This is a genomic window from Azospirillum endophyticum (assembly GCF_016595245.1).
Taxonomy (GTDB): Bacteria; Pseudomonadota; Alphaproteobacteria; order Azospirillales; family Azospirillaceae; genus Azospirillum; species Azospirillum endophyticum.
Window position 1 is genome coordinate 1 of the sequence record NZ_JAENHM010000037.1, and the last position, 22018, is coordinate 22018.

18 protein-coding genes are annotated in these 22018 nt (G+C 67.6%); 9 read left to right on the top strand and 9 right to left on the bottom strand.

Annotated elements, in window-relative coordinates; translation table 11 throughout:
• Nucleotides 1-315 precede the first annotated feature (315 nt).
• Nucleotides 316-2727: a transketolase-like TK C-terminal-containing protein gene (locus tag JHL17_RS12940; RefSeq protein WP_200193698.1), complete on the bottom strand. Its 2412-nt coding sequence runs from the start codon at nucleotides 2725-2727 to the stop codon at nucleotides 316-318.
• Nucleotides 2728-2872: 145 nt separating this feature from the next.
• On the opposite strand from JHL17_RS12940, the gene JHL17_RS12945 reads away from it, so the two are divergent.
• A complete protein-coding gene (locus JHL17_RS12945; protein ID WP_200193700.1) occupies nucleotides 2873-3355 on the top strand; it encodes an Lrp/AsnC family transcriptional regulator in 483 nt (160 codons plus the stop codon).
• Nucleotides 3356-3430: 75 nt separating this feature from the next.
• Here JHL17_RS12945 and JHL17_RS12950 read toward each other — a convergent pair whose 3' ends face one another.
• The gene (locus tag JHL17_RS12950) at nucleotides 3431-4711 is read right to left on the bottom strand and encodes an MFS transporter (protein WP_200193701.1); all 1281 of its coding nucleotides are present in this window, start codon (nucleotides 4709-4711) and stop codon (nucleotides 3431-3433) included.
• A 43-nt stretch (nucleotides 4712-4754) separates the two neighbouring features.
• Complete coding sequence (locus JHL17_RS12955; protein ID WP_247893512.1) at nucleotides 4755-5534, bottom strand: glucose 1-dehydrogenase; 780 nt, start codon at nucleotides 5532-5534, stop codon at nucleotides 4755-4757.
• 723 nt (nucleotides 5535-6257) lie between these two features.
• Between JHL17_RS12955 and JHL17_RS12960 the strand changes: the two genes are divergently transcribed.
• The 8 genes from JHL17_RS12960 (at nucleotide 6258) to JHL17_RS12995 (ending at nucleotide 16674) form a co-directional block, all read left to right on the top strand.
• Nucleotides 6258-10376: a Pls/PosA family non-ribosomal peptide synthetase gene (locus JHL17_RS12960; RefSeq protein WP_200193703.1), complete on the top strand. Its 4119-nt coding sequence runs from the start codon at nucleotides 6258-6260 to the stop codon at nucleotides 10374-10376.
• Nucleotides 10377-10631: 255 nt separating this feature from the next.
• Nucleotides 10632-12257 carry a fumarate hydratase gene (locus tag JHL17_RS12965; protein WP_200193705.1) on the top strand — a complete coding sequence of 542 codons (1626 nt, stop codon included), beginning with the start codon at nucleotides 10632-10634 and terminating at the stop codon, nucleotides 12255-12257.
• A 155-nt stretch (nucleotides 12258-12412) separates the two neighbouring features.
• Nucleotides 12413-12652, top strand: coding sequence for a type II toxin-antitoxin system CcdA family antitoxin (locus JHL17_RS12970; RefSeq protein WP_200193707.1), 240 nt, complete (start codon nucleotides 12413-12415; stop codon nucleotides 12650-12652).
• A complete protein-coding gene (locus JHL17_RS12975) occupies nucleotides 12652-12969 on the top strand; it encodes a CcdB family protein (protein ID WP_200193709.1) in 318 nt (105 codons plus the stop codon). The genes JHL17_RS12970 and JHL17_RS12975 overlap by 1 nt, the downstream gene beginning before the upstream one ends.
• A 7-nt stretch (nucleotides 12970-12976) precedes the next feature.
• A complete protein-coding gene (locus tag JHL17_RS12980) occupies nucleotides 12977-13657 on the top strand; it encodes a pseudouridine synthase (protein ID WP_200193711.1) in 681 nt (226 codons plus the stop codon).
• A gap of 92 nt (nucleotides 13658-13749) precedes the next feature.
• Nucleotides 13750-15195 carry an ATP-binding protein gene (locus tag JHL17_RS12985; RefSeq protein ID WP_200193713.1) on the top strand — a complete coding sequence of 482 codons (1446 nt, stop codon included), beginning with the start codon at nucleotides 13750-13752 and terminating at the stop codon, nucleotides 15193-15195.
• Nucleotides 15196-15315: 120 nt separating this feature from the next.
• The gene (locus JHL17_RS12990) at nucleotides 15316-16014 is read left to right on the top strand and encodes a pirin family protein (RefSeq protein ID WP_200193715.1); all 699 of its coding nucleotides are present in this window, start codon (nucleotides 15316-15318) and stop codon (nucleotides 16012-16014) included.
• Between the two features lie 129 nt (nucleotides 16015-16143).
• On the top strand, nucleotides 16144-16674 hold the full coding sequence (locus tag JHL17_RS12995; protein ID WP_200193717.1) for an arsenate reductase ArsC: 531 nt from the start codon (nucleotides 16144-16146) through the stop codon (nucleotides 16672-16674).
• Nucleotides 16675-16680: 6 nt separating this feature from the next.
• Here the strand turns inward: JHL17_RS12995 and JHL17_RS13000 are convergent, their stop codons facing one another.
• From JHL17_RS13000 to pelG, 6 genes are all read right to left on the bottom strand, one after another.
• On the bottom strand, nucleotides 16681-17649 hold the full coding sequence (locus JHL17_RS13000; protein ID WP_211113409.1) for a TIGR01620 family protein: 969 nt from the start codon (nucleotides 17647-17649) through the stop codon (nucleotides 16681-16683).
• Between the two features lie 59 nt (nucleotides 17650-17708).
• A complete protein-coding gene (locus tag JHL17_RS13005) occupies nucleotides 17709-19106 on the bottom strand; it encodes a YcjX family protein (RefSeq protein WP_200193720.1) in 1398 nt (465 codons plus the stop codon).
• A gap of 296 nt (nucleotides 19107-19402) precedes the next feature.
• The gene (locus tag JHL17_RS13010) at nucleotides 19403-19792 is read right to left on the bottom strand and encodes a type II toxin-antitoxin system VapC family toxin (protein WP_200193722.1); all 390 of its coding nucleotides are present in this window, start codon (nucleotides 19790-19792) and stop codon (nucleotides 19403-19405) included.
• A gap of 3 nt (nucleotides 19793-19795) precedes the next feature.
• Nucleotides 19796-19987: a type II toxin-antitoxin system VapB family antitoxin gene (locus JHL17_RS13015; RefSeq protein ID WP_345773798.1), complete on the bottom strand. Its 192-nt coding sequence runs from the start codon at nucleotides 19985-19987 to the stop codon at nucleotides 19796-19798.
• A gap of 153 nt (nucleotides 19988-20140) precedes the next feature.
• Complete coding sequence (locus tag JHL17_RS13020; RefSeq protein WP_200193726.1) at nucleotides 20141-20602, bottom strand: hypothetical protein; 462 nt, start codon at nucleotides 20600-20602, stop codon at nucleotides 20141-20143.
• Nucleotides 20599-21978: an exopolysaccharide Pel transporter PelG gene (gene pelG / locus JHL17_RS13025; protein WP_200193728.1), complete on the bottom strand. Its 1380-nt coding sequence runs from the start codon at nucleotides 21976-21978 to the stop codon at nucleotides 20599-20601. The genes JHL17_RS13020 and pelG overlap by 4 nt, the downstream gene beginning before the upstream one ends.
• Between the last annotated feature and the right edge of the window lie 40 nt (nucleotides 21979-22018).

Genomic DNA, 22018 nt, shown 5'->3' on the forward strand with positions numbered 1-22018 from the left:
CATCCCTTCTCACAACACGGTATGTACTTGTCAAAGAACCCGCAACGCTGAGACGCGTCGCACCGGCCGCTCTTCCGCATCCCCTTCTTCAGAGGATCGGGTCAGAGTGACCGGAGAATTTCGGTCGAAGCCGGAAGATTAAACAGCTAAGCTGCTGTTTTCTTTATCCGTTTCTGCCGCCGGCGCCGCGCTTCGTTCTGCGCCCCGCCGTCGGTGGAGCGGTTTATAGGCGCCTCGCCCCGAACCGCGCAAGCGCTTTTTTGCACCTCAATGACGATTTTCTGACCGGAGGACTTCGGCGCGCTCTCCGTCGGATCAGCTGATGGCCCGCAGATAGCGGACAGGCCGGCCGGGCGAAGCCGCCTCCGCAGCCGCCACGATGCCGTGGGCGTCGATGCCATAGTGGCGGTAGAGGTCGGCAACGGTCCCGGTCTGGCCGAAATGCTCCACCCCCAACGCTCGCGTACGGTGACCGGCGACCGAACCGAGCCAGCCCAGCGTCGTCGGATGGCCGTCGACCACGGTGACCAGGGCGCAATTGGACGGCACTCCCTCCAGCAGCCGCTCGATATGGCCGCGGGCATGGCCGAGACCGCGCTCGCGCGCCCGCTGGGCGGCGCTCCAGCCTGCATTCAGCCGGTCGGCGGAGGTCACCGCCAGCAACCCGACGTCACGTCGGTCCTCCCCCAACATCCCGACGGCGGCGATGGCCTCGGGCGCCACTGAACCGGTGTAGGCGATCACAACCTGGGCATTCGGTCCCGGCCGGCGCAGCCAATAAGCGCCATCGACGATGTCGCGGGCGAGATCCTCGTCCATCGTCCGGGTCGGCTGTTCCAACGCACGAGACGACAGGCGCAGATAGACCGACCCGCCGGTCTCGTCGCGCAGCCAGTTCCGCTCGCCGGGTGTCCCCTCCCCGTCCCGCTGCATGTAGTCGAAGGCCCAGCGCATCACCACGGCCAGCTCATCGGCGAAGGCCGGCTCGAAATAGGCCAACCCGTCCTGGGCCATGCCGACCAGCGGAGTGGCGATGGACTGATGCGCCCCGCCCTCCGGCGCCAGCGTGATGCCGGACGGCGTCGCCACCAACATGAAGCGGGCATCCTGGTAGCAGGCATAGTTCAGCTGGTCGGCGCCCCGCATGATGAAGGGATCGTAGACGGTGCCGATCGGCAGCAGCCGTTCCCCGAACAGGCTGTGCGACAATCCCAGCGCAGACAGCAGGATGAACAGGTTGGATTCGGCGATGCCCAGTTCCAGATGCTGGCCCTTCGGCGAAAATTCCCAGCTGTAGGTGGAAGGAATGCGCTCCTTCTTGAACAAGTCGGCCATCTCGCTCTTGGCAAACAGGCCTCGGCGGTTCACCCATGCGCCGAGATTGGTGGAGACCGTCACGTCGGGCGCGGTGGTGACGATGCGTTCGGCCAGCGGAGAGCGCTCCCGCCCGATCTCGTTCAGGATCAGCCCGAAGGCGGCCTGGGTCGACAGGCTCTTCTGCGTCGGGGTCGCCAAGGTGGCGGGCACCGGGACAGCGGGAGCCTCGTAGCGCCGCCGCCCCTTCCGAGCGAAGGGAACGCAGCGCAGGAACTCCTCCAAGGCGGCTTCCGGCAGGGCGAGGCCCTCGAAGCGATCCCATTCGTGCCCGGGCCGCACCTTGTTGGCGGTGCGGAAGCCGTCCATCTGCTCGCGCGTCAGCAGGCCGGAATGGTTGTCCTTATGGCCGGCCAGCGGCAAGCCGAAGCCCTTGACCGTGTAGGCGATGAAGCAGACCGGACGGTCGTGGGTGCGGGCCCGGGCGAAGGCCTCCAGCAGAGACGGCAGGTCATGGCCGCCGAGATTACCCATGAGTTGGGCCAGTTCCTCGTCACTGCGGCGCTCGATCAGGCGGGTGACGTCGCCCTGGTCGCCCAGATCGTCCATCAGGCGGCGGCGCCACGCGGCTCCGCCCTGATAGGTCAGGGCCGAATAAAGCTGGTTCGGACAGGTGTCGATCCAGTGCTGCAAGCGCTCGCCGCCCGGCTCCTTGAAAGCCTCCTGCATCAGGGTGCCGTATTTCAGGATCACCACGTCCCAGCCGAAGGCGCGGAAGATGTTCTCCAGCCGCTCCCACAGCCCCTCGCGGATCACCGCGTCCAGGCTCTGGCGGTTGTAGTCGACGATCCACCAGGTGTTGCGAACGCCATGCTTCCAGCCCTCCTGCAGGGCTTCGAAGATGTTGCCCTCGTCCATCTCGGCATCGCCGACCAGCGAGACCATGCGGCCCTCGGGCAAGCTGGCGGCCCAGCCCTTGGCCTTCAGGTAATCCTGGACCAGCGAGGCGAAGAGGGTCTGCGCCACCCCCAGTCCGACCGAGCCGGTGGAGAAATCGACGTCGTCCACGTCCTTTGTCCGGGACGGGTAGGACTGGGCGCCCTTGTAGCCGCGGAAATTCTCCAGCTTCTCCCGCGTCTGGTTGCCGAGCAGATACTGGATGGCGTGGAAGATCGGGCTGGCGTGGGGCTTCACCGCCACCCGGTCCTCCGGCCGCAGGGCCGAGAAATAGAGCGCCGTCAAGATGGTGGCCATCGAGGCGCTGGAGGCCTGATGGCCGCCGATCTTCAGCCCGTCCAGGTTGGGACGGACGTGGTTGGCGTTGTGGATGGTCCAGGATGCGAGCCAGAGTACCTTGCGCTCCAGTTCTGCCAGACAGGCGAGATCGGCGGAGGGCGGCTGGATCGCGGTCATGGGTCTGCTCCCGACGGGGGTTATGGCACAGGGGTTATGATTGGAAGAGCCTATCATTTGTGATTCGGCAGGTGCTTGCGAAGTGGCGCCGGCTGCGGTTCCGCTTTAGCATCGCATGCTGGGACAGCATGGGAAACGGCATCCAATGCCAAAGCAACCCCTCGACCGCATCGACCGCAAGATCCTGGCCGCCCTTCAGCAGGACGGCCGGTTGCCCAACAACGAGCTCGCGGAGCGGGTCGGCCTGTCGCCCTCCCCCTGCCTGCGGCGGGTCAAGGCCCTGGAGGAGGCGGGGGTGATCGCCCGCTACGTGGCGCTGGTCGATCCGGCCTCCGTCGATCTGCCGGTCAATATCTTCGTCAATGTGAGCCTGGAACGGCAGGTGGAGGCACGCCTCGACGGGTTCGAGGCGGCGGTGATGGCGCGGCCGGAGGTGCTGGAATGCTACCTGATGACCGGCGACGCCGATTACCTGCTGCGGGTGGTGGTGCCGGACCTCGCCAGCTACGAACGGTTCCTGAAGGAACACCTGACCCGCATCCCCGGCGTCGCCAACATCCGCTCCAGCTTCGCCTTGAAGCAGGTGCGCTACCGCACCTCCCTGCCACTGGAACATCTGGAGGGCTGAGCAGGGTTTCCGAACTCCGCCCACGGATGGGCGGGCTCGGAAATCCTGCAGAACCATAGAGTCCTCAAGAGGACCTCATCCCTCCGCCACCACCGGCTTGGCACGGCTGCCGATCATCGGCACCAGTACCGCCGCGAGCAGGCAGAGGGCGCCGGCAGTGGCGAAGGCCGGCAGGTAGCTCTGCAGAGCGGTGCGCGACAGGCCGGCACCGAAAGCCGCGGCGGCAGCACCCAACTGGTGCCCGGCGAATATCCAGCCGAAGACGAGGCTGGCGCGCTCCCGCCCGAAGCGATCGGCCGTCAGGCGTACGGTCGGCGGGACGGTTGCGATCCAGTCCAGACCGTAGAAGACGGCGAAGACCGACAGGCCGTAGAGTGTGAAATCGGAATAGGGCAGATAGAGCAGCGACAGGCCACGCAAGGCGTAATACCAGACCAGGAGCCAGCGGTTGTCGTAGCGGTCGGACAGCCAGCCCGACCCGACGGTGCCGACGAAATCGAAGATTCCCATCAGCGCCAGCAATCCGGCCGCCTGCACTTCCGGCACGTTGAAATCGACGCAGAGCGGAATGAGGTGGGTCTGGATCAGGCCGTTGGTGCTGGCGCCGCAGATGAAGAAGGTGGCGAACAGCACCCAGAAGGTCCGGGTCACCGCGGCATCGCGCAGGGCTCCCAGCGCCGCCGCCAGGATAGCGCCGGCAGGAGCGGAAGGCGCCGCATTCTCGACCTCGCCGAAAGCGGACAGGCCAAGGTCGGCCGGGCGGTCGCGCATCAGGGCCAGCATCGCCAGCGCGGCCACCGCGATCATGCCGCACAGCAGGGCGATCGCCGTGCGCCAGCCATAGGCTTCCGTCAGCATCGACAGCAGCGGCATGAAGACCAACTGCCCGGTGGCGGAACTGGCGGTCAGCAGCCCGATCACCAGCCCGCGGCGGGCGACGAACCAGCGGGTGGCGATGGTGGCGCCCAGCACCATGGCGGTCAGGCCGGTGCCGAAGCCGACGACGAAGCCCCACAGCAGGATCAATTGCCAGACCTCCCGCATCGCCAGCGAGGCCAGCAACCCGCCGCCGACCAGCGTCAGGGAGGACAGCACCATGCGGCGGACGCCGAAGCGGTTGATCATCGCGGCGGCGAAGGGCCCCATCAGCCCGAACAGCAGCAGGCGGATCGCCATGGCGGTGGAGATGTCGGCGGTGTCCCAGCCGAATTCGCGCTGGAGCGGCAGCAGCAGGACGCCGGGCGCGCCGACCGCACCGGCGGACACCAGCATGGACAGGAAGGTGACGGCGACGACGACCCATGCGTAATGGATGTCGCGCCGGGCCAGGGCGGCGGCGAGGGGGGTGGACAGCATCGTCGGTGTCTCCAGTGGATCCCCGGGATTGCGGGAACCGGACTTATTGGGCGGTCACACCGCCGTCGATGTTGATCGACTGGCCGGTGACGAACCCGGCGGCGTCGGAGCAGAGCCAGAGCACAGCCGCGGCGACTTCCTCGGGCCGGCCGACGCGGCCGACGGGATGACGCGGCCCCAGCAGCGCTTCCACCTGCTCCGCCCCACCGAAGGAGGCCTGGGACATCGGCGTCTGGATGATCGCCGGGCAGACGGCGTTGACGCGCACTCCGAAAGCCGCGACCTCGATCGCCGCGGTGCGGGTGAGACCCTCCACCGCCGCCTTGCTGGCGGAATAGGCGGCGTTGCCGGCCATGCCGATCTGCCCCAGAACCGACCCGGTGTTGACGACCGCGCCGCGGCCCTGGCGCCGCATGATCGTCAGCTCATGCTTCAGGCAAAGCCAGACGCCCTTGACGTTGACGGTCAATATCCGGTCGAAGGCGGCCTCCTCCATATCCGTCACCGGGCCGACCTGATGGATGCCTGCATTGTTGAAGGCCGCGTCGAGGCGGCCATGATCACGTTCGATCCGCTCGAACAGAGCGGCGACCTCCGCCGCCTCCGCGACGTCGGCGGCGACGAAGCGGCCGATGCCGCCGGCACGACCGATCAGTTCCACCGTCTCCAGCCCCTCCGCCTCGCGCCGGCCGGTGACGATCACCGTCGCTCCCGCTCCGGCAAAGGCCAGGGCCGTCGACCGGCCGATGCCCGACGTGCCGCCGGTGACCAGGGCGACCCGCCCGTTCATGTCCGCCCCGGTCGCGTTCACAGCAATGCTCATGACCTTCTCCTGACCTTCATCCGGCCAGCATGGTTCGACCATGCCGGCAAATTATTCATGACGATCATCATCAATAGACTTTTGAATGATGTCCATCATGAAGATCCATGCCGAACCCGGAATCCCGGAGCCTCAGCCATGCATAGGCCGAATGGCGGAATGCGGGGAGCGACACCACATCTCCGCGGAGGCGGATGCGGGCTGCCGTCGTACAGGCGGTGGTCCGTCGATGCCCACCCATCCGGGAGGCCTATTCTGGTCCCTATTCTGGTCTTGGTTGCGACACTGTCGAACACCGGCAACCGGAACGGCATGCGGTGCCTGCCATTGCGGACGTCACCGATCCGGAGGCTCTGTGATGGCCCCGACACATGGGGCTGCCCTTCGGCTCCGCTCCATGAGGATAAGCTTGACCGTCGCCGCTCAACGGATCATGAAGGCCCTAGCAGGTTCCTTCATGTATCCGCATGTATCCGGCTGCCGTCGGTTCTTCCTCTTTCTTTCGGTCGGGCGAATGTTTCTTTCGCGGCGCTTGGGCAGCCCAAGACCTGTCCTCTCCCATCGGTACGGGTGCCGCCACGCCGATTGGCAAGCATTCGTTAACCATAAAGCGCCACAACTTGAGAGCGGCTCCTCGCCGCGTTCAGCCGACCGCCGGGACCGCAAGACGATCGGGTCCGTTCGGCGCCACCGCGCTGATTCCTTTTGGAAGGCTGACACAGCGTGACTCTGCTGACTGCGCGGGCCAACGGCCCGACCGACGTTTCCCCGGCCGGTCAATCGACGATCTCCGCTCCGTGGACTGCCGCTCCGACGGTCCCGACGCTGAGCGGCGTGGTCGACCCGTCCTTTCTGCGCGACGAGCTGTTGTCCGATATTCCGCAGGCGACCGCCGCAGCGCATCCGGATCGCACGGCCATCGTCTATGAAGGCCGGCGCGTCACCTATGCCGAGCTGGACGCCCGCGCGAACCGGGTCGCCCACGGGCTGCGGGCGCGGGGGATCGGCCCCGGCTGCTTCGTCGGGCTGTGGATGGCACGGTCGCTCGACCTGCATGTGGCTCTGCTGGGCATCCTGAAGGCCGGCGCCGCCTATCTGCCCTTCGACGCCGACGCCCCGGCGGAGCGCGTGGCGGTCAGCCTGACCGACTGTGCCGCCCCGGCGATCCTGATCGACCTGGTGACCGGTGCGAAGGCGGCGACACTGGCCGAAGCCGGTGCCGACGTCCAGGTTCTGCGCATCGGCGACGTGCTGAGCACCATGACGGGAGGCGACGAGCGGCCGTTCGACCTGCGGGCCGACGGGGTGACGCCGGACAGCCCGGCCTATGCGATCTACACCTCGGGCTCGACCGGCAAGCCCAAGGGCATCGTCATCAGCCATCGCAACATCTGCCATTACCTGCGTGCCGCCAACAGCGTCTACGGCATCACCGCCGAAGACGTGGCGTTCCAGGGCGCCTCGGTGGCCTTCGACCTCTCGCTGGAAGAGATCTTCGTCCCCTATCTGGCCGGCGCCACCCTGTGGGTCGCCAGCCGCCAGGTGCTGGACGAGGCGGACCGGCTGGCCGACGTGCTGACCGAGGCCGGCGTCACCGTGCTGGACACCGTGCCGACCCTGCTGGCGATGCTGCCGAAGGACGTCCCGTCCCTGCGCGTCGTCATCCTGGGCGGCGAGGCCTGCCCGCCGGCCGTCGCCTCGCGCTGGTGCCGGCCGGGCCGGCGCCTGTTCAACAGCTATGGCCCGACCGAGGCGACCGTCGTCGCCACGGTGGCCGAGGTCCATCCCGATACCCCCGTCACCATCGGCCGCCCGATCCCCAACTACACCTGCTATGTGGTGGACGAGGCGCTGCAGCCGGTGGCCCCCGGCACCCAGGGCGAACTGCTGATCGGCGGCCCCGGCGTGGCCCAGGGCTATCTCGGCCGGCCGGAGTTGACGGCGGAGAAATTCATCGCCAACCCGTTCCGTACGGGCGCACAGGACCCGCTGCTCTACCGCTCCGGCGACGCGGTCAGCGTCGATGCCGACGGCAACCTGCGCTTCCACGGCCGGATCGACGATCAGGTGAAGATCCGCGGCTTCCGGCTGGAACTGGGCGAGATCGAGGCGAAGCTGACCGACCTGCGGGGCGTCGCCCAGGCCACGGTGGTGCTGCGCAACGACACCGGGCTGGACCGTCTGGTCGCCTTCCTGGTCGCGCAGCCGGGCGGTTCCCTCGACAAGACCGCGTTGCGCGACGCGCTGCGCGCCCAGCTGCCCGCCTACATGGTGCCCGCCCATTACGAGCAGGTGGCGGAGCTGCCGCGCCTGACCTCCGGCAAGGCCGACCGCAAGACCCTGCAGGCGATGGCGCTGACCGAGGATGCCGGTGCAGGCGAGCAGGAGGAACCGCGCAACCCGACCGAGGCGACGCTGCTGGAGGCCGCCCGCCGCGTCTTCCCCGGCCAGGCGATCCCGCTGGAAGCCGACTTCTTCCTCGACCTGGGCGGCCATTCGCTGCTGGCGGCGCGCTTCGTCTCGGCGGTGCGCGAGACCGCCGGGCTGGCCAGCCTGACCCTGCAGGACGTCTATGGCGCCCGCACGCTGCGCGCCATGGCCGAGCGGCTGGACGCCAAGGCCCCGGCGAGGCATGGCGCGGCACCCGCCGACCTGTCCTTCGATCCGCCGCCGCTCCGCCGCCGCCTGCTGTGCGGTCTGGCCCAGGCCGCGGCGCTGCCGATCATCCTGGCGCTGATGACGGTGCAGTGGCTTGGCGTGTTCGTCAGCTACATGCTGCTGTCTGGCGAGGACGCCGGGATCTTCGGCGAAATCACCACGATGTTCGGTGTCTACGTCGTCATCAACATCGCCACCGTCGCCATCGCCGTCGCAGCGAAATGGCTGATCATCGGCCGGACCAAGCCGGGCCGCTACCCGCTGTGGGGCGTCTATTATTACCGCTGGTGGCTGGCCCAGCGCTTCATCGCCCTGGTCCACCTGAAGTGGTTCCAGGGGTCGCCGGTGATGCGGCTGCTCCTGCGCGCACTCGGCGCCAAGGTCGGCGCCGATGCGATGATCGGCGAATTCGAATCCGGCGCCATCGATCTGGTCAGCATCGGCCGCGGCGCCTCGACCGGCGGCAAGGTGAAGATGGCCAATGCCGAGGTGATCGGCAACGAGCTGGTGATCGGCACCATCGAGATCGGCGAGGACGCCTATATCGGCACCTCCTGCGTCATCGGCCACGACGCCGTCGTCGGCAAGAGCACCGAACTGGCCGACCTGACCGCGCTCGCCGCCGGCACCCACACCGGCGATTATGAACAGTGGGACGGTTCGCCCGCCCGCAAGGTCGGCAATGTCGACCGCGCCGCCATTCCCGAGGAGCCGCGCGCCGGCGTCGTCAAGCGCGCCGCCCAGACGCTGATCTATCTGGTCGCCCTGGTCGGCCTGCCGCCGGTGGCGCTGATCCCGATCTTCCCGGCCTTCTACCTGTTCGACAAGCTCGACGCCTGGATGGGCGGGGTGTTCAAGGTCAACTACCTCTACTACGTCCCCGCCATCGCCTGGCCGACCGCCATGTTCCTGGTCGCCTTCACCGTGCTGCTGATCGCCGCCATGCGCTGGATCGTGCTGCCGAAGGTGGAAGCCGGGTCCTATTCGGTCCACAGCTGGTTCTACGTCCGCAAATGGGTCGTGGCGCTGGCGACCGAGGTGATGCTGGAAACCCTCAGCTCGCTCTACGCCACCGTCTACATGCGGGCCTGGTACCGTCTGATGGGTGCCAAGATCGGCCGCGACGCCGAGATCTCGACCAACCTCGCCGGCCGCTACGATCTGGTGGAGATCGGCGAGAAATGCTTCATCGCCGACGAGGTGGTGCTGGGCGACGAGGACATCCGCCGTGGCTGGATGCATCTGCAGCCGGTGAAGACCGAGGCCCGCGTGTTCGTCGGCAACGACGCCGTGGTCCCGCCCGGTGCGTGCATCCCCACCGGTACGCTGATCGGCATCAAGTCCAAGCCGCCGGCGAACGCCGAGATGCAGGCCGGCGACACCTGGTTCGGCAGCCCGCCGATCAAGCTGCCGGTGCGCCAGAAATTCGACAACGTGTCGGCCAACTGGACCTTCGAGCCGTCGCGCGCCCGCCGCCTGGGACGCGCCGTGTTCGAGGCGTTCAGCCTGTCGATGCCGTCGATGCTGTTCATCACCTTCGGCACCTTCGCGGTGGAGTTCTTCGCTCCCGCCATCCTCGACCAGCGCTGGGGCGACTTCGCCTGGCAGTTCCTGGCGGTCAGCGTCGCCATCCCCGCGGCGATGGTGCTGGTGGTGGCGCTGGTGAAGTGGCTGCTGATGGGCCGCTACGCCCCGACCATGAAGCCGATGTGGTCCTGGTGGGCCATGCGGACCGAGGCGGTGGCCGTGCTGTACTGGGGTCTGGCCGGCAAGGTCCTGCTCGACCATTTGCGCGGCACGCCGATGCTGCCCTGGGTGCTGCGCCTGTTCGGCACCAAGTTCGGCCAGGGCGTCTACATGGACACCACCGACATCACGGAGTTCGACTGCGTGTCGGTCGGCGACTATAGCGCGATCAACGCCCTGTCTGCCCTGCAGACCCACCTGTACGAGGACCGCGTGATGAAGGTCGGCCGGGTGGCGGTCGGGACCGGCGTCACCGTCGGGGCCGGCGCCACGGTGCTCTATGACACCCATGTCGGCGACTTCGCCCGCCTGGGGCCGCTGACCCTGGTGATGAAGGGCGAGGAAATCCCGGCCCACGGCGAGTGGGTCGGGGCCCCGGCCGAGCCGGCACCGCAGGCCCATGCGGCGGTCGACAAACGGGTGAAGGCGGCGGCGTAAACAGCCGGCGTCAGTGACGGGAAGAAAAGGCTGGTATTACCATTGCGGTGTACCGGCCTTTTCTTTTGCCCGTCTTCGGCCGACGACGAACCGTCGCGCGCAGTTACTCTCTCCGATGGTTGTCTCAGACCCGCAGCGGTGTATAAGGGGGGCCGAGCGCGGCCTGCCCCCTTCGCGCGCCCGGCCGGGCGCGTCCCTCGGAGGCGAATGGTGGCCGTTGGATCGTCACGCCAGGTTCGTCAAAGGAACGCCCCAATGCCCGACGACATCGCCTCAGCCCGCGGCCTGTTTCCGCTCGCCAAGGACGACACGACCTACCGCAAGCTGACCTCGGACCATGTCTCGGTCGTCGACTTCGACGGCGAGCAGATCCTGAAGGTCGAGCCGGAAGGTCTGCGCCTGCTGGCCGAGGCTGCCTTCTCCGACATCAACCATCTGCTGCGTCCGGGCCATCTGGCCCAGCTCGCCAAGATCCTGGACGATCCGGAGGCGTCGGGCAACGACCGCTTCGTGGCGCTCGACCTGCTGAAGAACGCCAACATCGCCGCCGCCGGCACCCTGCCGATGTGCCAGGACACCGGCACCGCCATCATCATGGGCAAGAAGGGCCGCCGCGTCTGGACCAAGGGCGGCGACGAGACCGCCCTGTCGGAAGGCGCCCGCGACGCCTACCTGAAGCGCAACCTGCGCTACAGCCAGTTGGCGCCGATCTCCATGTATGAGGAGAAGAACACCCGGAACAACCTGCCGGCCCAGATCGACATCTATTCCGAGGGCGAGGACTATTACAAGTTCCTGTTCATGGCGAAGGGCGGCGGGTCGGCCAACAAGACCTTCCTGCATCAGGCCACGCCGTCGGTTCTGGCGCCCGACCGGCTGCTGAAGTTCCTCGAAGACAAGATCCGCTATCTCGGCACCTCGGCCTGCCCGCCCTACCACCTCGCCATCGTCATCGGCGGCCTGTCGGCGGAACAGAACCTGAAGACGGTGAAGCTGGCCTCGGCCCGCTATCTCGACAATCTGCCGACCGAGGGCGGCGAGGACGCGCATGCCTTCCGCGATCTGGCGATGGAGGCCGAGGTCCATAAGCTGACCCAGAACATGGGCATCGGCGCCCAGTTCGGCGGCAAGTATTTCTGCCATGACGTCCGCGTCATCCGCCTGCCGCGCCACGGCGCCTCGATGCCGATCGGCGTCGGCGTGTCCTGCTCGGCCGACCGTCAGGCGGTGGGCAAGATCACGAAGGACGGCATCTTCCTGGAGCAGCTGGAGACCGACCCGGCCCAGTATCTGCCGGAGATCGGCGGCGAGCATCTGTCGGACGACGTCGTCAGGATCGACCTGAACCAGCCGATGGAGCAGATCCGCGCGACCCTGAGCCAGTACCCGATCCGCACCCGCCTGTCGTTGACCGGCCCGCTGATCGTCGCCCGCGATCTGGCCCACGCCAAGCTGCGCGCCCGCCTGGACGCCGGCGAGCCGCTGCCGGACTATTTCAAGAACCACCCGATCTACTATGCCGGCCCGGCCAAGACGCCGGAAGGCTACGCTTCGGGCTCCTTCGGGCCGACGACGGCGGGCCGCATGGACAGCTTCGTCGACCAGTTCCAGGCGGCCGGCGGCTCCATGGTCATGCTGGCCAAGGGCAACCGCAGCGCGGAAGTGACGGCGGCCTGCAAACAGCATGGCGGCTTCTATCTCGGCTCCATCGGCGGTGCCGCCGCCCGTCTGGCCCAGGACTGCATCAAGAAGGTGGAATGCGTCGAGTATCCCGAACTCGGCATGGAAGCCATCTGGCGCATCGAGGTGGAGGACTTTCCGGCCTTCATCATCGTCGACGACAAGGGCAACGACTTCTTCAAGGAGTTGAAGCTCGCCTGATCCGGGCTGACAGGACGTGAAAGGGCGCGGCGCCTTGCAGGAGGCCCCGCGCCCTTTTCCTGCCCGCTTGCGGGATGGCACCGGGGGCGCCTATCTTCATCGCAGCGGGATCGGGGCATCGGGATTGGGGCATCGGGATTGGGGAGGACTTTGCAATGGACGGTGTCTATGACCGGCGCGCGCCGAAGCGGGACATCACCTTGTCGCTGGACGAGGACATCCTGCAACGCGCCCAGTCCCTTCCCGGCGACCTGTCGGAACGGGTCGAAAAGATGCTGGCCGACGAGGTGGCGAAGGCGGATCGTGAACGTCGCCTGGATGCCACGATCAATGCGCTGAACGACTTCGACTCCAGATATGGCTCTTTCGCCGACGAACATCTCGACCACCTGTGATGGCTCAGTTCGATGTACATAGGAACCGAACCGCGACGCGCTCAGGCATTCCGTATCTGGTGATTGTGCAATCACAACGTTTCGACGCATCGGCTCGCAGGGTAATTGCGCCGCTGTTGCTGGCCAGCAAGGTTCGGAGCACAGAGCCGTCCTTGACGCCGCTGTTCGTGATTGAAGGCCATGATGTGATTTTGAACCCTCTCCAGCTCGCGTCGGTCCTAGCCGGCCAGCTCGGCGAGAAAGTCTGCTCCCTCGCCGACGACAGCGACCGCATCATCGCCGCCATCGACCTTTTGATTTCCCGTGCCTGGGGATGAGTAGCCCGTGACACCCGCCCAAATCCAAGACCGCATCCTGTACCGAGACGGGCTGATGCTGATCCTCGACAAGCCCGCCGGGCTGCCGGTCCATGCCGGTCCCGCCGGTGGACCGAACCTGGAGCGGCATTTCGACGCGCTTCGTTTTGGCTTCCCCAAGCCGCCCGCCCTCGCCCACCGGCTGGACCGCGACACGTCGGGCTGCCTGATCCTGGGCCGCCACGCCAAGGCTCTGCGCAAGATCGGCATCCTGTTCCAGAATGGCAAGGTCGATAAGACCTATTGGGCAGTGGTCACCGGCACGCCGCCGCAGGAGTCCGGACGAATCGAGCTGCCGCTTGCCAAGATTTCCAACAAGACCGGCGGCTGGCGCATCGTCGGGTCGCCCGACGGGCAGGCGGCGGTGACCGACTATGCCGTGCGCGGGCAGGCAGACGGGCTGACTTGGCTGGAGCTGACGCCACACACCGGCCGCACCCATCAGATCCGCGTCCATTGCGCCTCCATCGGCTGTCCGCTGATCGGCGATCCGCAATATGGCGGGCCGGAGGGCAAGCCGCTGCACCTCCATTCCCGCGCCATCTCGCTGCCGCTCTACCCGAAGCGGGATCCGGTCGGCGCCGTGGCGCCGGTCCCGCCGCACATGCGGGCAGCGCTGGAGGTTTGCGGCTTTACCGAAGCATCATAGCGTCACCGTTAGGCTCGCTCCTTGCTGCAATGCGGCAGGCTGTTCCATGATCGCCGTCGGCGACGGGGCGACCATGGCCAGGGGATGAGCGAATGATACCGATCGGCACGACGGCCCGCTGGATGACCTTGCGCTATGCCCTGGCCCTGACGCTGATCGCGCTGGGCACGCTGGCCGGATTCGTCATGACCGAGCGGGTGATCGGCCAGCACGAACGGATGCTGGAGGTCGTCAACGTCTCCGGCCGCCAGCGCATGCTGTCGCAGCGGACGGCCCTTCTGGTCGAGCGGCTGAAGACCGCGGCCGAGCCGGCGCTGCGCACGGACCTCGCACGGCAGCTGGCCGAAACCACCGACATGTTCGAAGCGGCCCACCATCGGCTGAGCGGCCGGGCCGGAGCGGAGGAAGGACCGCCGCTGGGTCCACCACCGCAGGACCTGTTCTCCAGCGGCCCCGATCCGCTGGACCCGGCGGTGGCCGAACACATCGCCGCCCTGCGTCGCGTCATCGCCGCAGCGTCCGCCGGCCAGCCGCCGGACCCGGTCGAGGCGGAGCGCATCACCGCCCAGGCACTGGGACCGCTGCTGGAGCGGCTGGAACAGATGGTGGCGCTCTACCAGGAGGAGGGGGAGGCCGGATTCCAGACCCTGCATCGGCTGGGGTTGGCCGCATTGCTGGCCACTCTGCTGATCCTGGCAGTGGAAGCGCTGGCGATCTTCCGGCCGATGACCCGGCAGGTCCGCCGCCAGTTCGCCGAAATCCTGCACATGGCGGAGACCATCGAGCGGGCCAATGCGACGCTCGAACAGCAGGTGCGCGAACGGACGGCCGAGCTGCACGCCGCCAAGACCGCGGCGGAGCAGGCCCACCGCGCCAAGTCCCGCTTCCTCGCCCATGCCAGCCACGATTTGCAGCAACCCCTGCAGGCCATCGGCATGTTCACCGGCATGCTGGAGCGTCAGCCGCAGAGCGGCAAGGCGGCGGCCCTGCTGACCGACCTGAAGGCGGCGCAGCGGTCGATGCGCGACCTGCTGAACGCCATCCTCGACATCTCCAAGCTGGAATCCGGGGTGGTGACGCCGAATCCGGTCGAACTGCCGCTCTCCCCCCTGCTCGACCAGCTGGAGGCGGAGTTCGCCGGGCAGGCGGAGGCCAAGGGCCTGCGGCTGCGCGCCGTCCCGACCAACGTGGTGGTGCACAGCGACCCGGCCCTGCTGGAGCGCATCGTCCGCAACCTGATCGCCAACGCCATCCGCTACACGGAGACCGGCGGCGTCCTGGTCGGCTGCCGCACCCGTGGCGGCAGGCTGTGGATCGAAGTCTACGACACCGGGCGCGGCATCGCCGAGCCCGACCGCCGGCGCATTTTCGAAGAGTTCGTCCAGCTCGACCGCCCCGACCGCGACCGCAGCGAAGGCATCGGGCTGGGTCTCGCCATCGTCGAACGCCTCGCCCGGCTGCTCGGCCACCCGGTGGCGGTACGCTCGGTCGAGGGACGGGGAACCGTGTTCGCGGTGGGAGTGCCGCTGGCCAGATGATATTGTGTCCTGTGTAAGGACAATCTAGTGCGAAATCATGAGATTGTTCCAAATCCCTGCCGGTGCCAAATTTCTCTCCAGACAACGGCACACACCCCAACGGCAAGGGAAGGTTCCATCATGATCACCATCCGCTATCGCGATGAGCGTGGGGTTGCCAACATGGGTTGGCTCAACAGCAACCACAGCTTCTCGTTCGGCCATTACCTGGACCCGGCCAATATGGGCTTCCGCGCCCTGCGGGTCATCAACGAGGACCGCGTGATCCCCGGCGCCGGCTTTCCCACCCATGGGCACGCCAACATGGAGATCGTCTCCTACGTGCTGAACGGCGCGCTGGAACACAAGGACTCCATCGGCACCGGGTCGGTCATCCGTCCGGGCGAGGTCCAGGTGATGAGCGCCGGCCGCGGTGTCCGCCACAGCGAATACAACGCCTCCGACACGGAGTCGGTGCATTTCCTGCAAATCTGGATCCTGCCGGAAGCCAACAACCTGGCGCCCGGCTACCAGCAGGCCGATTTCCCCGCCGCGGAGAAGCGGGGCAAGCTGCGGCTGGTCGGGTCGCGTGACGGCCGCGACGGCAGCCTCACCATCCATCAGGACGTCGATCTCTACGCCACCCTGCTGGACGGGGAGGAGAGCGCCGAACTGACCCTGCGCCCCGGCCGCCATGCCTGGGTCCAGGTCGCCCAGGGCTGGGTCCATCTGAACGGTACCCTGCTGAAGGCCGGCGACGGCGCCGCGCTGACGGACGAGGAGGCGGTTACGCTGGACCGGGCCAACGACGCCGAGGTTCTGGTCTTCGACCTCGCCTGACGGCTGTGGGCGAGACCTGTCGGGCTTGACATAAAAGCTTGATTTGAACCGGGAGCGGGGCCGGCGGCAGAGTGGCGCCGTCCCGTTCCCGCCGACGCCCTGCCGGCGGGCCGCACCCTGGGGTAGGCGATGACCGAGCAGAAGACCTACAACGTCCTGTTTCTCTGCACCCACAATTCGGCGCGCAGCATCATGGCGGAGTGCCTGATGCGCCGGTGGGGCGCCGGGCGCTTCAATGCCTGGTCGGCCGGCAGCCATCCGGCCGGCCAGATCAATCCCCACACCCTGGCGACGCTGACATCCTTCAACCTGCCGACCGCGGATCTGCGGTCCAAGAGCTGGGACGAGTTCTCCGGCCCCAACGCACCGGCCCTGGACTTCGTCTTCACCGTCTGCGACCAGGCGGCGGGAGAGATGTGCCCGGCGTGGAACGGCACGCCGCTGACCGCCCATTGGGGAGTCGAGGATCCGTCCGCCGCCACCGGGTCGGAGGACCGCATCCGGATGGCCTTCCGCCGCACCTATGTCGAACTGGAAAGCCGCATCAAGATCTTCGCCAGCCTGCGGGTCGAGCAGCTGGACCGGCTGACCCTGCAAAGCTCGCTGCATGCCATCGGCACCGTCCAGGGATCCGAAACGGACGCGATGGCCGGCGCCTGAACACACTCACAGCACCTGCTTGGGCAACGACAGCAGCTCCTTCCTGATGCGGTTCAGGCTGGGGCGGTTGTCGGGGCCGAAGGCGATGGGGCGGCACAGGTGCATGGCGGTCAGCCCGACCCGCGCGGTCAGCAGGCCGTTGATCACCCCCTGCCCCATCCGGGTGGAAATGGCGGCGGCGAGCGAACCGCCCAGCGCCTCCACCGCCACATGGTGGGCGCTCTCCGCCACCCCGGCGACAGCGATGTTGGCGAGCATCCGGCGCAGCAGCCGCAGCGAGCCGACATAGCCGGGCCGGGCGCCATAGAGGGCGGCGATCTCGCGCACCAGCTTCAGGTTGCGCCAGAGGACGACCGCGAAGTCCAGCAGCGCCGCCGGGCTCAGCGCCGTCGCGACGGCGGTGTCGCGCGAGGCGCGCAGCACCCGCTGGTAGGCGGCGCGGTCCAGCGGCGCCAGCACTTCGCGGTCCAGGAGCCGCACCACCTCGTGTTCGTCATGGGCGTCGGTGACATGGTCGCGGACGCGGGCCAGCGCCGGAGCCAGCTCCCGCCGGTCGGCGTAGAGCGCCACCAGCGAGCCGGCGAAGCGGTCGGCCCGGCCATCGGGGGCATCGACCTCCAGCCGGCCGGCTTCCGCCCGCAGCTCCTCGATCCGGCGCAGCCGGCGCAGCGACAGCAGCTCGGTCACCAGCATCGCCAAAGCCGCGATGCCGGCGGTCGCCGCCATCAGGGCGACCAGGAGGCCCAGCGCCAGGCTGGTGGCGAAGGCGCGCGCCAGCAGGTCGGCGGTGTCGAAGCCCAACGCCACGAGAACCAGCGCCGCCAGCGCCCCGAACAGCCAGCGCCCGAGCTTGCGGGTCGTGCGCACCGGTGTCGCCGGCGCCGGCAGCAAATCGGCCGGGTCGCCCGAACCGGTCAGCAGGACCGCTTCCTCCTCCGCCGAAACGGGGGCGGCACGGTCGAGCTCCAGCTCCATCGGCGGGACCCAGCCCGCGGAGGACCTCGAAGACTTCCGGCCGTCGGTATCGCGCTCCGTCACGTCAGGTAATCCCCGAGAAGGAATTGCAGGGCTTGGTCGACGCGGATATGCGGCAGGCCGCGCGGGTCTCGGCCGAGGTCGTCGGGCGGGCGGAAGGCCAGGAAATTATAGGGGCGGTCGCGGCCGGGCGGAAAGGCCTCCGCATCCTCCGGGATCTCGCCGGGGAACAGCACGGTCGGGCGGTCGCGGCCGACGGGGACGCCGCGGACGCAGCGCAGCTGCCGGCCCTCATGCTCGGTCACCACGCTGTCGGTGCATTTCAGCGCGGCGATCGCCATCGTCTCGACCTGGGCGCCGTCGAAGCGGATGGCGTTGCGGGCGTCGCCGACCAGCCGGTCGAGCAGCGCCCGCAGCTGGGCATGCTGGTGGGCGGCGATGTGGTCGGCCTTGGTCGCGGCGAACAGCACGCGGTCGATCTTGCTGCCGAACAGCCAGTCGAACCAGCCCGACGTGCCATGGCTGAAAGGTGCCAGGCTCATCTCCAGCGCCTTCTTCATGTCGGCCATCCCGGCCGGGCCGGCGTTCAGCGCCCCCAGCACGTCGATCAGCACGATCTGGCGGTCGAGCCGGGCGAAATGCTCCTTGAAGAAACGCTGGACGACGTTGGTCTTGTAGGCCTCGTACCGCTCCTCCATCAGCGCCCACAGGCTGCCCCGGCCGCGTGATCCGCCGGCCGCCGGAACCCCATGCAGCGGGCAGAAGGTCAGCAGCGGCGCGTCCTTCATGTCGCCCGGCTCGACGAAGCGGCCGGGCTGGATCAGGCTGAGCAGAATGTCGGCACGGCGGCAGGCATGGAGATAATCGGTGTAGAGCGTCGCCCCGCGCCGCGCCGTCTCCTCCTCCGCCGAGGCCATCGGATCGACGGTGGCGAGCCAGCCGCGCCAGGACGCGGACAATTCGTCGCGCGGCGGCCGGGCGGCGAGCTCCAGGGTCTGGGCGCTCCACTCCGCGAAGCTCTGGCGGAGCAGCGGCAGGTCGAGCAGCCATTCGCCGGGATAGTCGACGAGGTCGAGGTTCAGCGTCGCCATCGGCTGCACCGTGCGCTTCAGCGCCGAATCCGGTCGGTAGCGCAACGAGACCCGCATCTGGCCGATGCCGCGCGTCGGCTCCGGCCAATGGGGATCGGGACCGGTCAGGGCGGCGAGATGGCCTTCGAAATCGAAGCGCGGCACGTCGGGGTCGGGTTGGGGCCGCAGCCGCGCCGCCTGGAAGCGGCCGGACGACACCACGTCAAGGAAGGGCAGCCGGCCGGCCTTCAGCAGATTGTCGATCAGGGCGGTGACGAAGACGGTCTTGCCGGCCCGCCGCAGTCCGGTGACGCCGACGCGCACCGTCGATTCCAGAAGAAGCCGGCTGCCGGCATCGTACAGGCTGTTCAGGTCGGGAATACGCACGGGCGGTCGTTCACGTCTGGCCGAGGACCGGCCCTATATGGGGTTGGCCGGGCGGGATGCGAGGGGGAACGGATGCGACGTTTGAAACGCGGTGAAACAGTTTTCCGGGGTGTGTTCACCGTTCAATCCGGGCGTCATGAGCCGGAACCTCCGCGGATGGAAACCGGTGAAACAGGTATCATGGATGCGGTGGGGTGGGTAACTGCGGGATGAAAAACGTTGTGTGGAATCTCCAGCTTCACTGGATTGCCGAAATGGCCGGCCGCCGCCGCATCACAGATTGATGAACCGCGAACTCATGCAGGAACGAGATCGGTGCACGGGAAATCATTGCCCTTGAACAACAGAACCTCGCCTGTGTCAGCAGCGAGGGCATAGGCGAAGCAGTCACCGTAATTAAGGCTTGCCGGGTGTCCGGTCCGCTTGCTGTAACGACGGAAAGCGTCGAGGGCGAGCCGGGCTTGGTACTCCCTGACCGGCTCGATACGAATGTCGAACTCCTTCAGCAAGTCCTCAAGTGCCTCACGGTAGGCACCGGTCGAATCGCGGTTGGCGATCAGCCCGGCCTCGACGAAGTTCGCGGCCGACAGGCGGCATACCGTGGCTGTGGCGAGCTTGACGAGAAAAGTAGCCGCTTCCGGCTCGGCCTTGAGGATTGCCACAAGGGCAGAGATGTCGACGACCATGGCTCAGCGCGGCAGGCCGTGTTCGTCGTACAAGGCGGCATCCGGATTTCCGCCATCGTCCAGCGGCGGCAACGCCTTCATCCGCGCCAGCATGCGGTCGACCTTGGCCTGCTGGTCCGGCGTGAGATCTGAGATTGACGGCCGCTCTGCACGGGCCAAGGCATCGCGCACGGCGGTGCGGACAACCTCGTCGATGCTCCCCCCCGAATGATGGCAAGCCGGCGGGCAAGGACTTCCGTTTCAGCGCTCACCGGGATGGGCATTGGTGTCTCCTGCTTTTGGATCGATCCGCCTCTCCACCGCACCATTGTGGTGCCAGCCGGCCCATCCGGCAAGGCCGGGCAGCGGTCACCCGCCGATATAGTGCGGCATCAGCTTCGCCTGGTCGCCGATCCAGACCTCGCAGCGGCTGTCCTGGTTGCGGAAGAAATAGGTCTTGCCGGGCTGGCGGCGGTTCTGCGGGTCGATCAGGTTGGTGCCGCCGGAAAAGGCGACGCCATAGCGGTAGTCCGGCGTCGCCGCCCAATATAGGCCGTCGATCCGTTGCAGGAAGGCGCCGCGCCGGCACAGATGCGACAGAGTGCGGTCCAGCGTGGCGAGTCCCTTCAAGCCCTGCGGCAGGCTGTAGGCCGCGCGGCTCTCGGTGCGGCGCAGGCGCGGCTCGTGGCCCGGCGGCGGGGGTTCGTAGGCGCGGAAGGGCGGGCGCAGGTGGCCGGGTTCGGTGCGGTCGGTGCGCAGCACCTCCTGCGCACCGGCGACGGCCGGAACGATCAGAACGGCCAGCAGCAGGGCGGCGAGGCGGCGGGTCATCGCACCGACGGGTTGTTGGCGACGAAGGCGAAATAGGGCAGCCGCCGCACCGCGTCCGCCACCATCAGGTAGGCGACCGCGAAGGCCAGCAGCGAGCTGAGGAAATAGCCGTAGCCGTACCAGGGAAAGCCCATCCGGCTGAACAGCAGCGTGAAGCCCGCATTGGCCGCCAGATAGACCAGCTGGACCGTCAGGTTCCGCGCCCGCAGGTCGAAATAGGCCAGGATCACCGTGCAGAACAGGAACATCACCTGGAAGAAGGCGCCGAGCACGCCGAAGCGGAACATGCCGATCTGCTGGTACTGCAGGCCGATGGCGCCGACGATGGCGGGGGCGAGGAAGATGCAGACGGCGCAGACGGCGCCCTGCAGGATGACGAGGTTGCGGCTGCTGTCGAGCAGGGCGGCGATGATGGCGCGATGGTTGCGCGCGATCTGGTCGAAGGTCGCGTGTTTCTGGATGTCGCGGTAGAAGCCCTGGTAATGCTCGAAGAAGCGGGTTTCGATGTTCACCGTGAACAGGGTCAGCGCCGGCAGCGTCGTCAGATAGGCGATGAACATCGCGCCGTCATAGGCGCTGTAGATCGCCATGGCGCCGGAAACCAGCTCACGCTCCGGCGCGAACCACATGATCCACTTGTCCGTCCACACCGCGGCGTTGGCGAACAGGCCGATCAGCGCCAGATCGGCGTATTTGCGGAAATACCCCAGGAAGGCGAACATCCGGCCGACGGGATAGGGATATTCGGCCAGCACCCGGGCGATCAGCCCGAACTGGATCACCGCCAGCCCGGCGGAGAAGCCCCAGACCATCCCGGCCGCGCCGAACCGGTCGCCCAGCAGCACGGCGCCGGCCATGCCGGCGGCCATGCCGACGCCGAAAGCGACGGTGACCGCCAGATAGTCCTTCAACGCCGACAGGAAGATCGACACCACCCAGATGCCGCAGACCAGGAAGAAGTTCGCCAGCCCGCCCAGCATGATCGGCAGCGGCAGGCCGCTGAACAGCGGGTAGAAGGGGCCCGCCGTCAGACCGGCGATGGCATAGGCCAGCCCCAGCGTCGCCAGCAGCATGCCGGGTGCGGCCTCCACCTCCTTGGCATAGATGGCGTCGGCGAGATAGCGGGTGGCGACCAGCACCAGCGGCCCGGTGAAGACCACCGAGAAGCAGAAGTTGTAGATGACCACGACGCGGAACAGCGTCAGCTCTTCCATCCCCACCAGATCGCGGCCGAACAGCGTGATGCCGGCCAGCGCCAGGATGGTGAACATCCAGGGGCCGGACGTGATGAAGGCGGAATGGGCATAGCCTTGCAGCACGCCCAGCAGGTCGTCGCGCCGGGCCAGCCGGCGGAGGGCGAAGCCGATGCCGGCCATCTCAGGCGGCCCCACTCAAGGTGGCGGAAGTTTGGTCAGG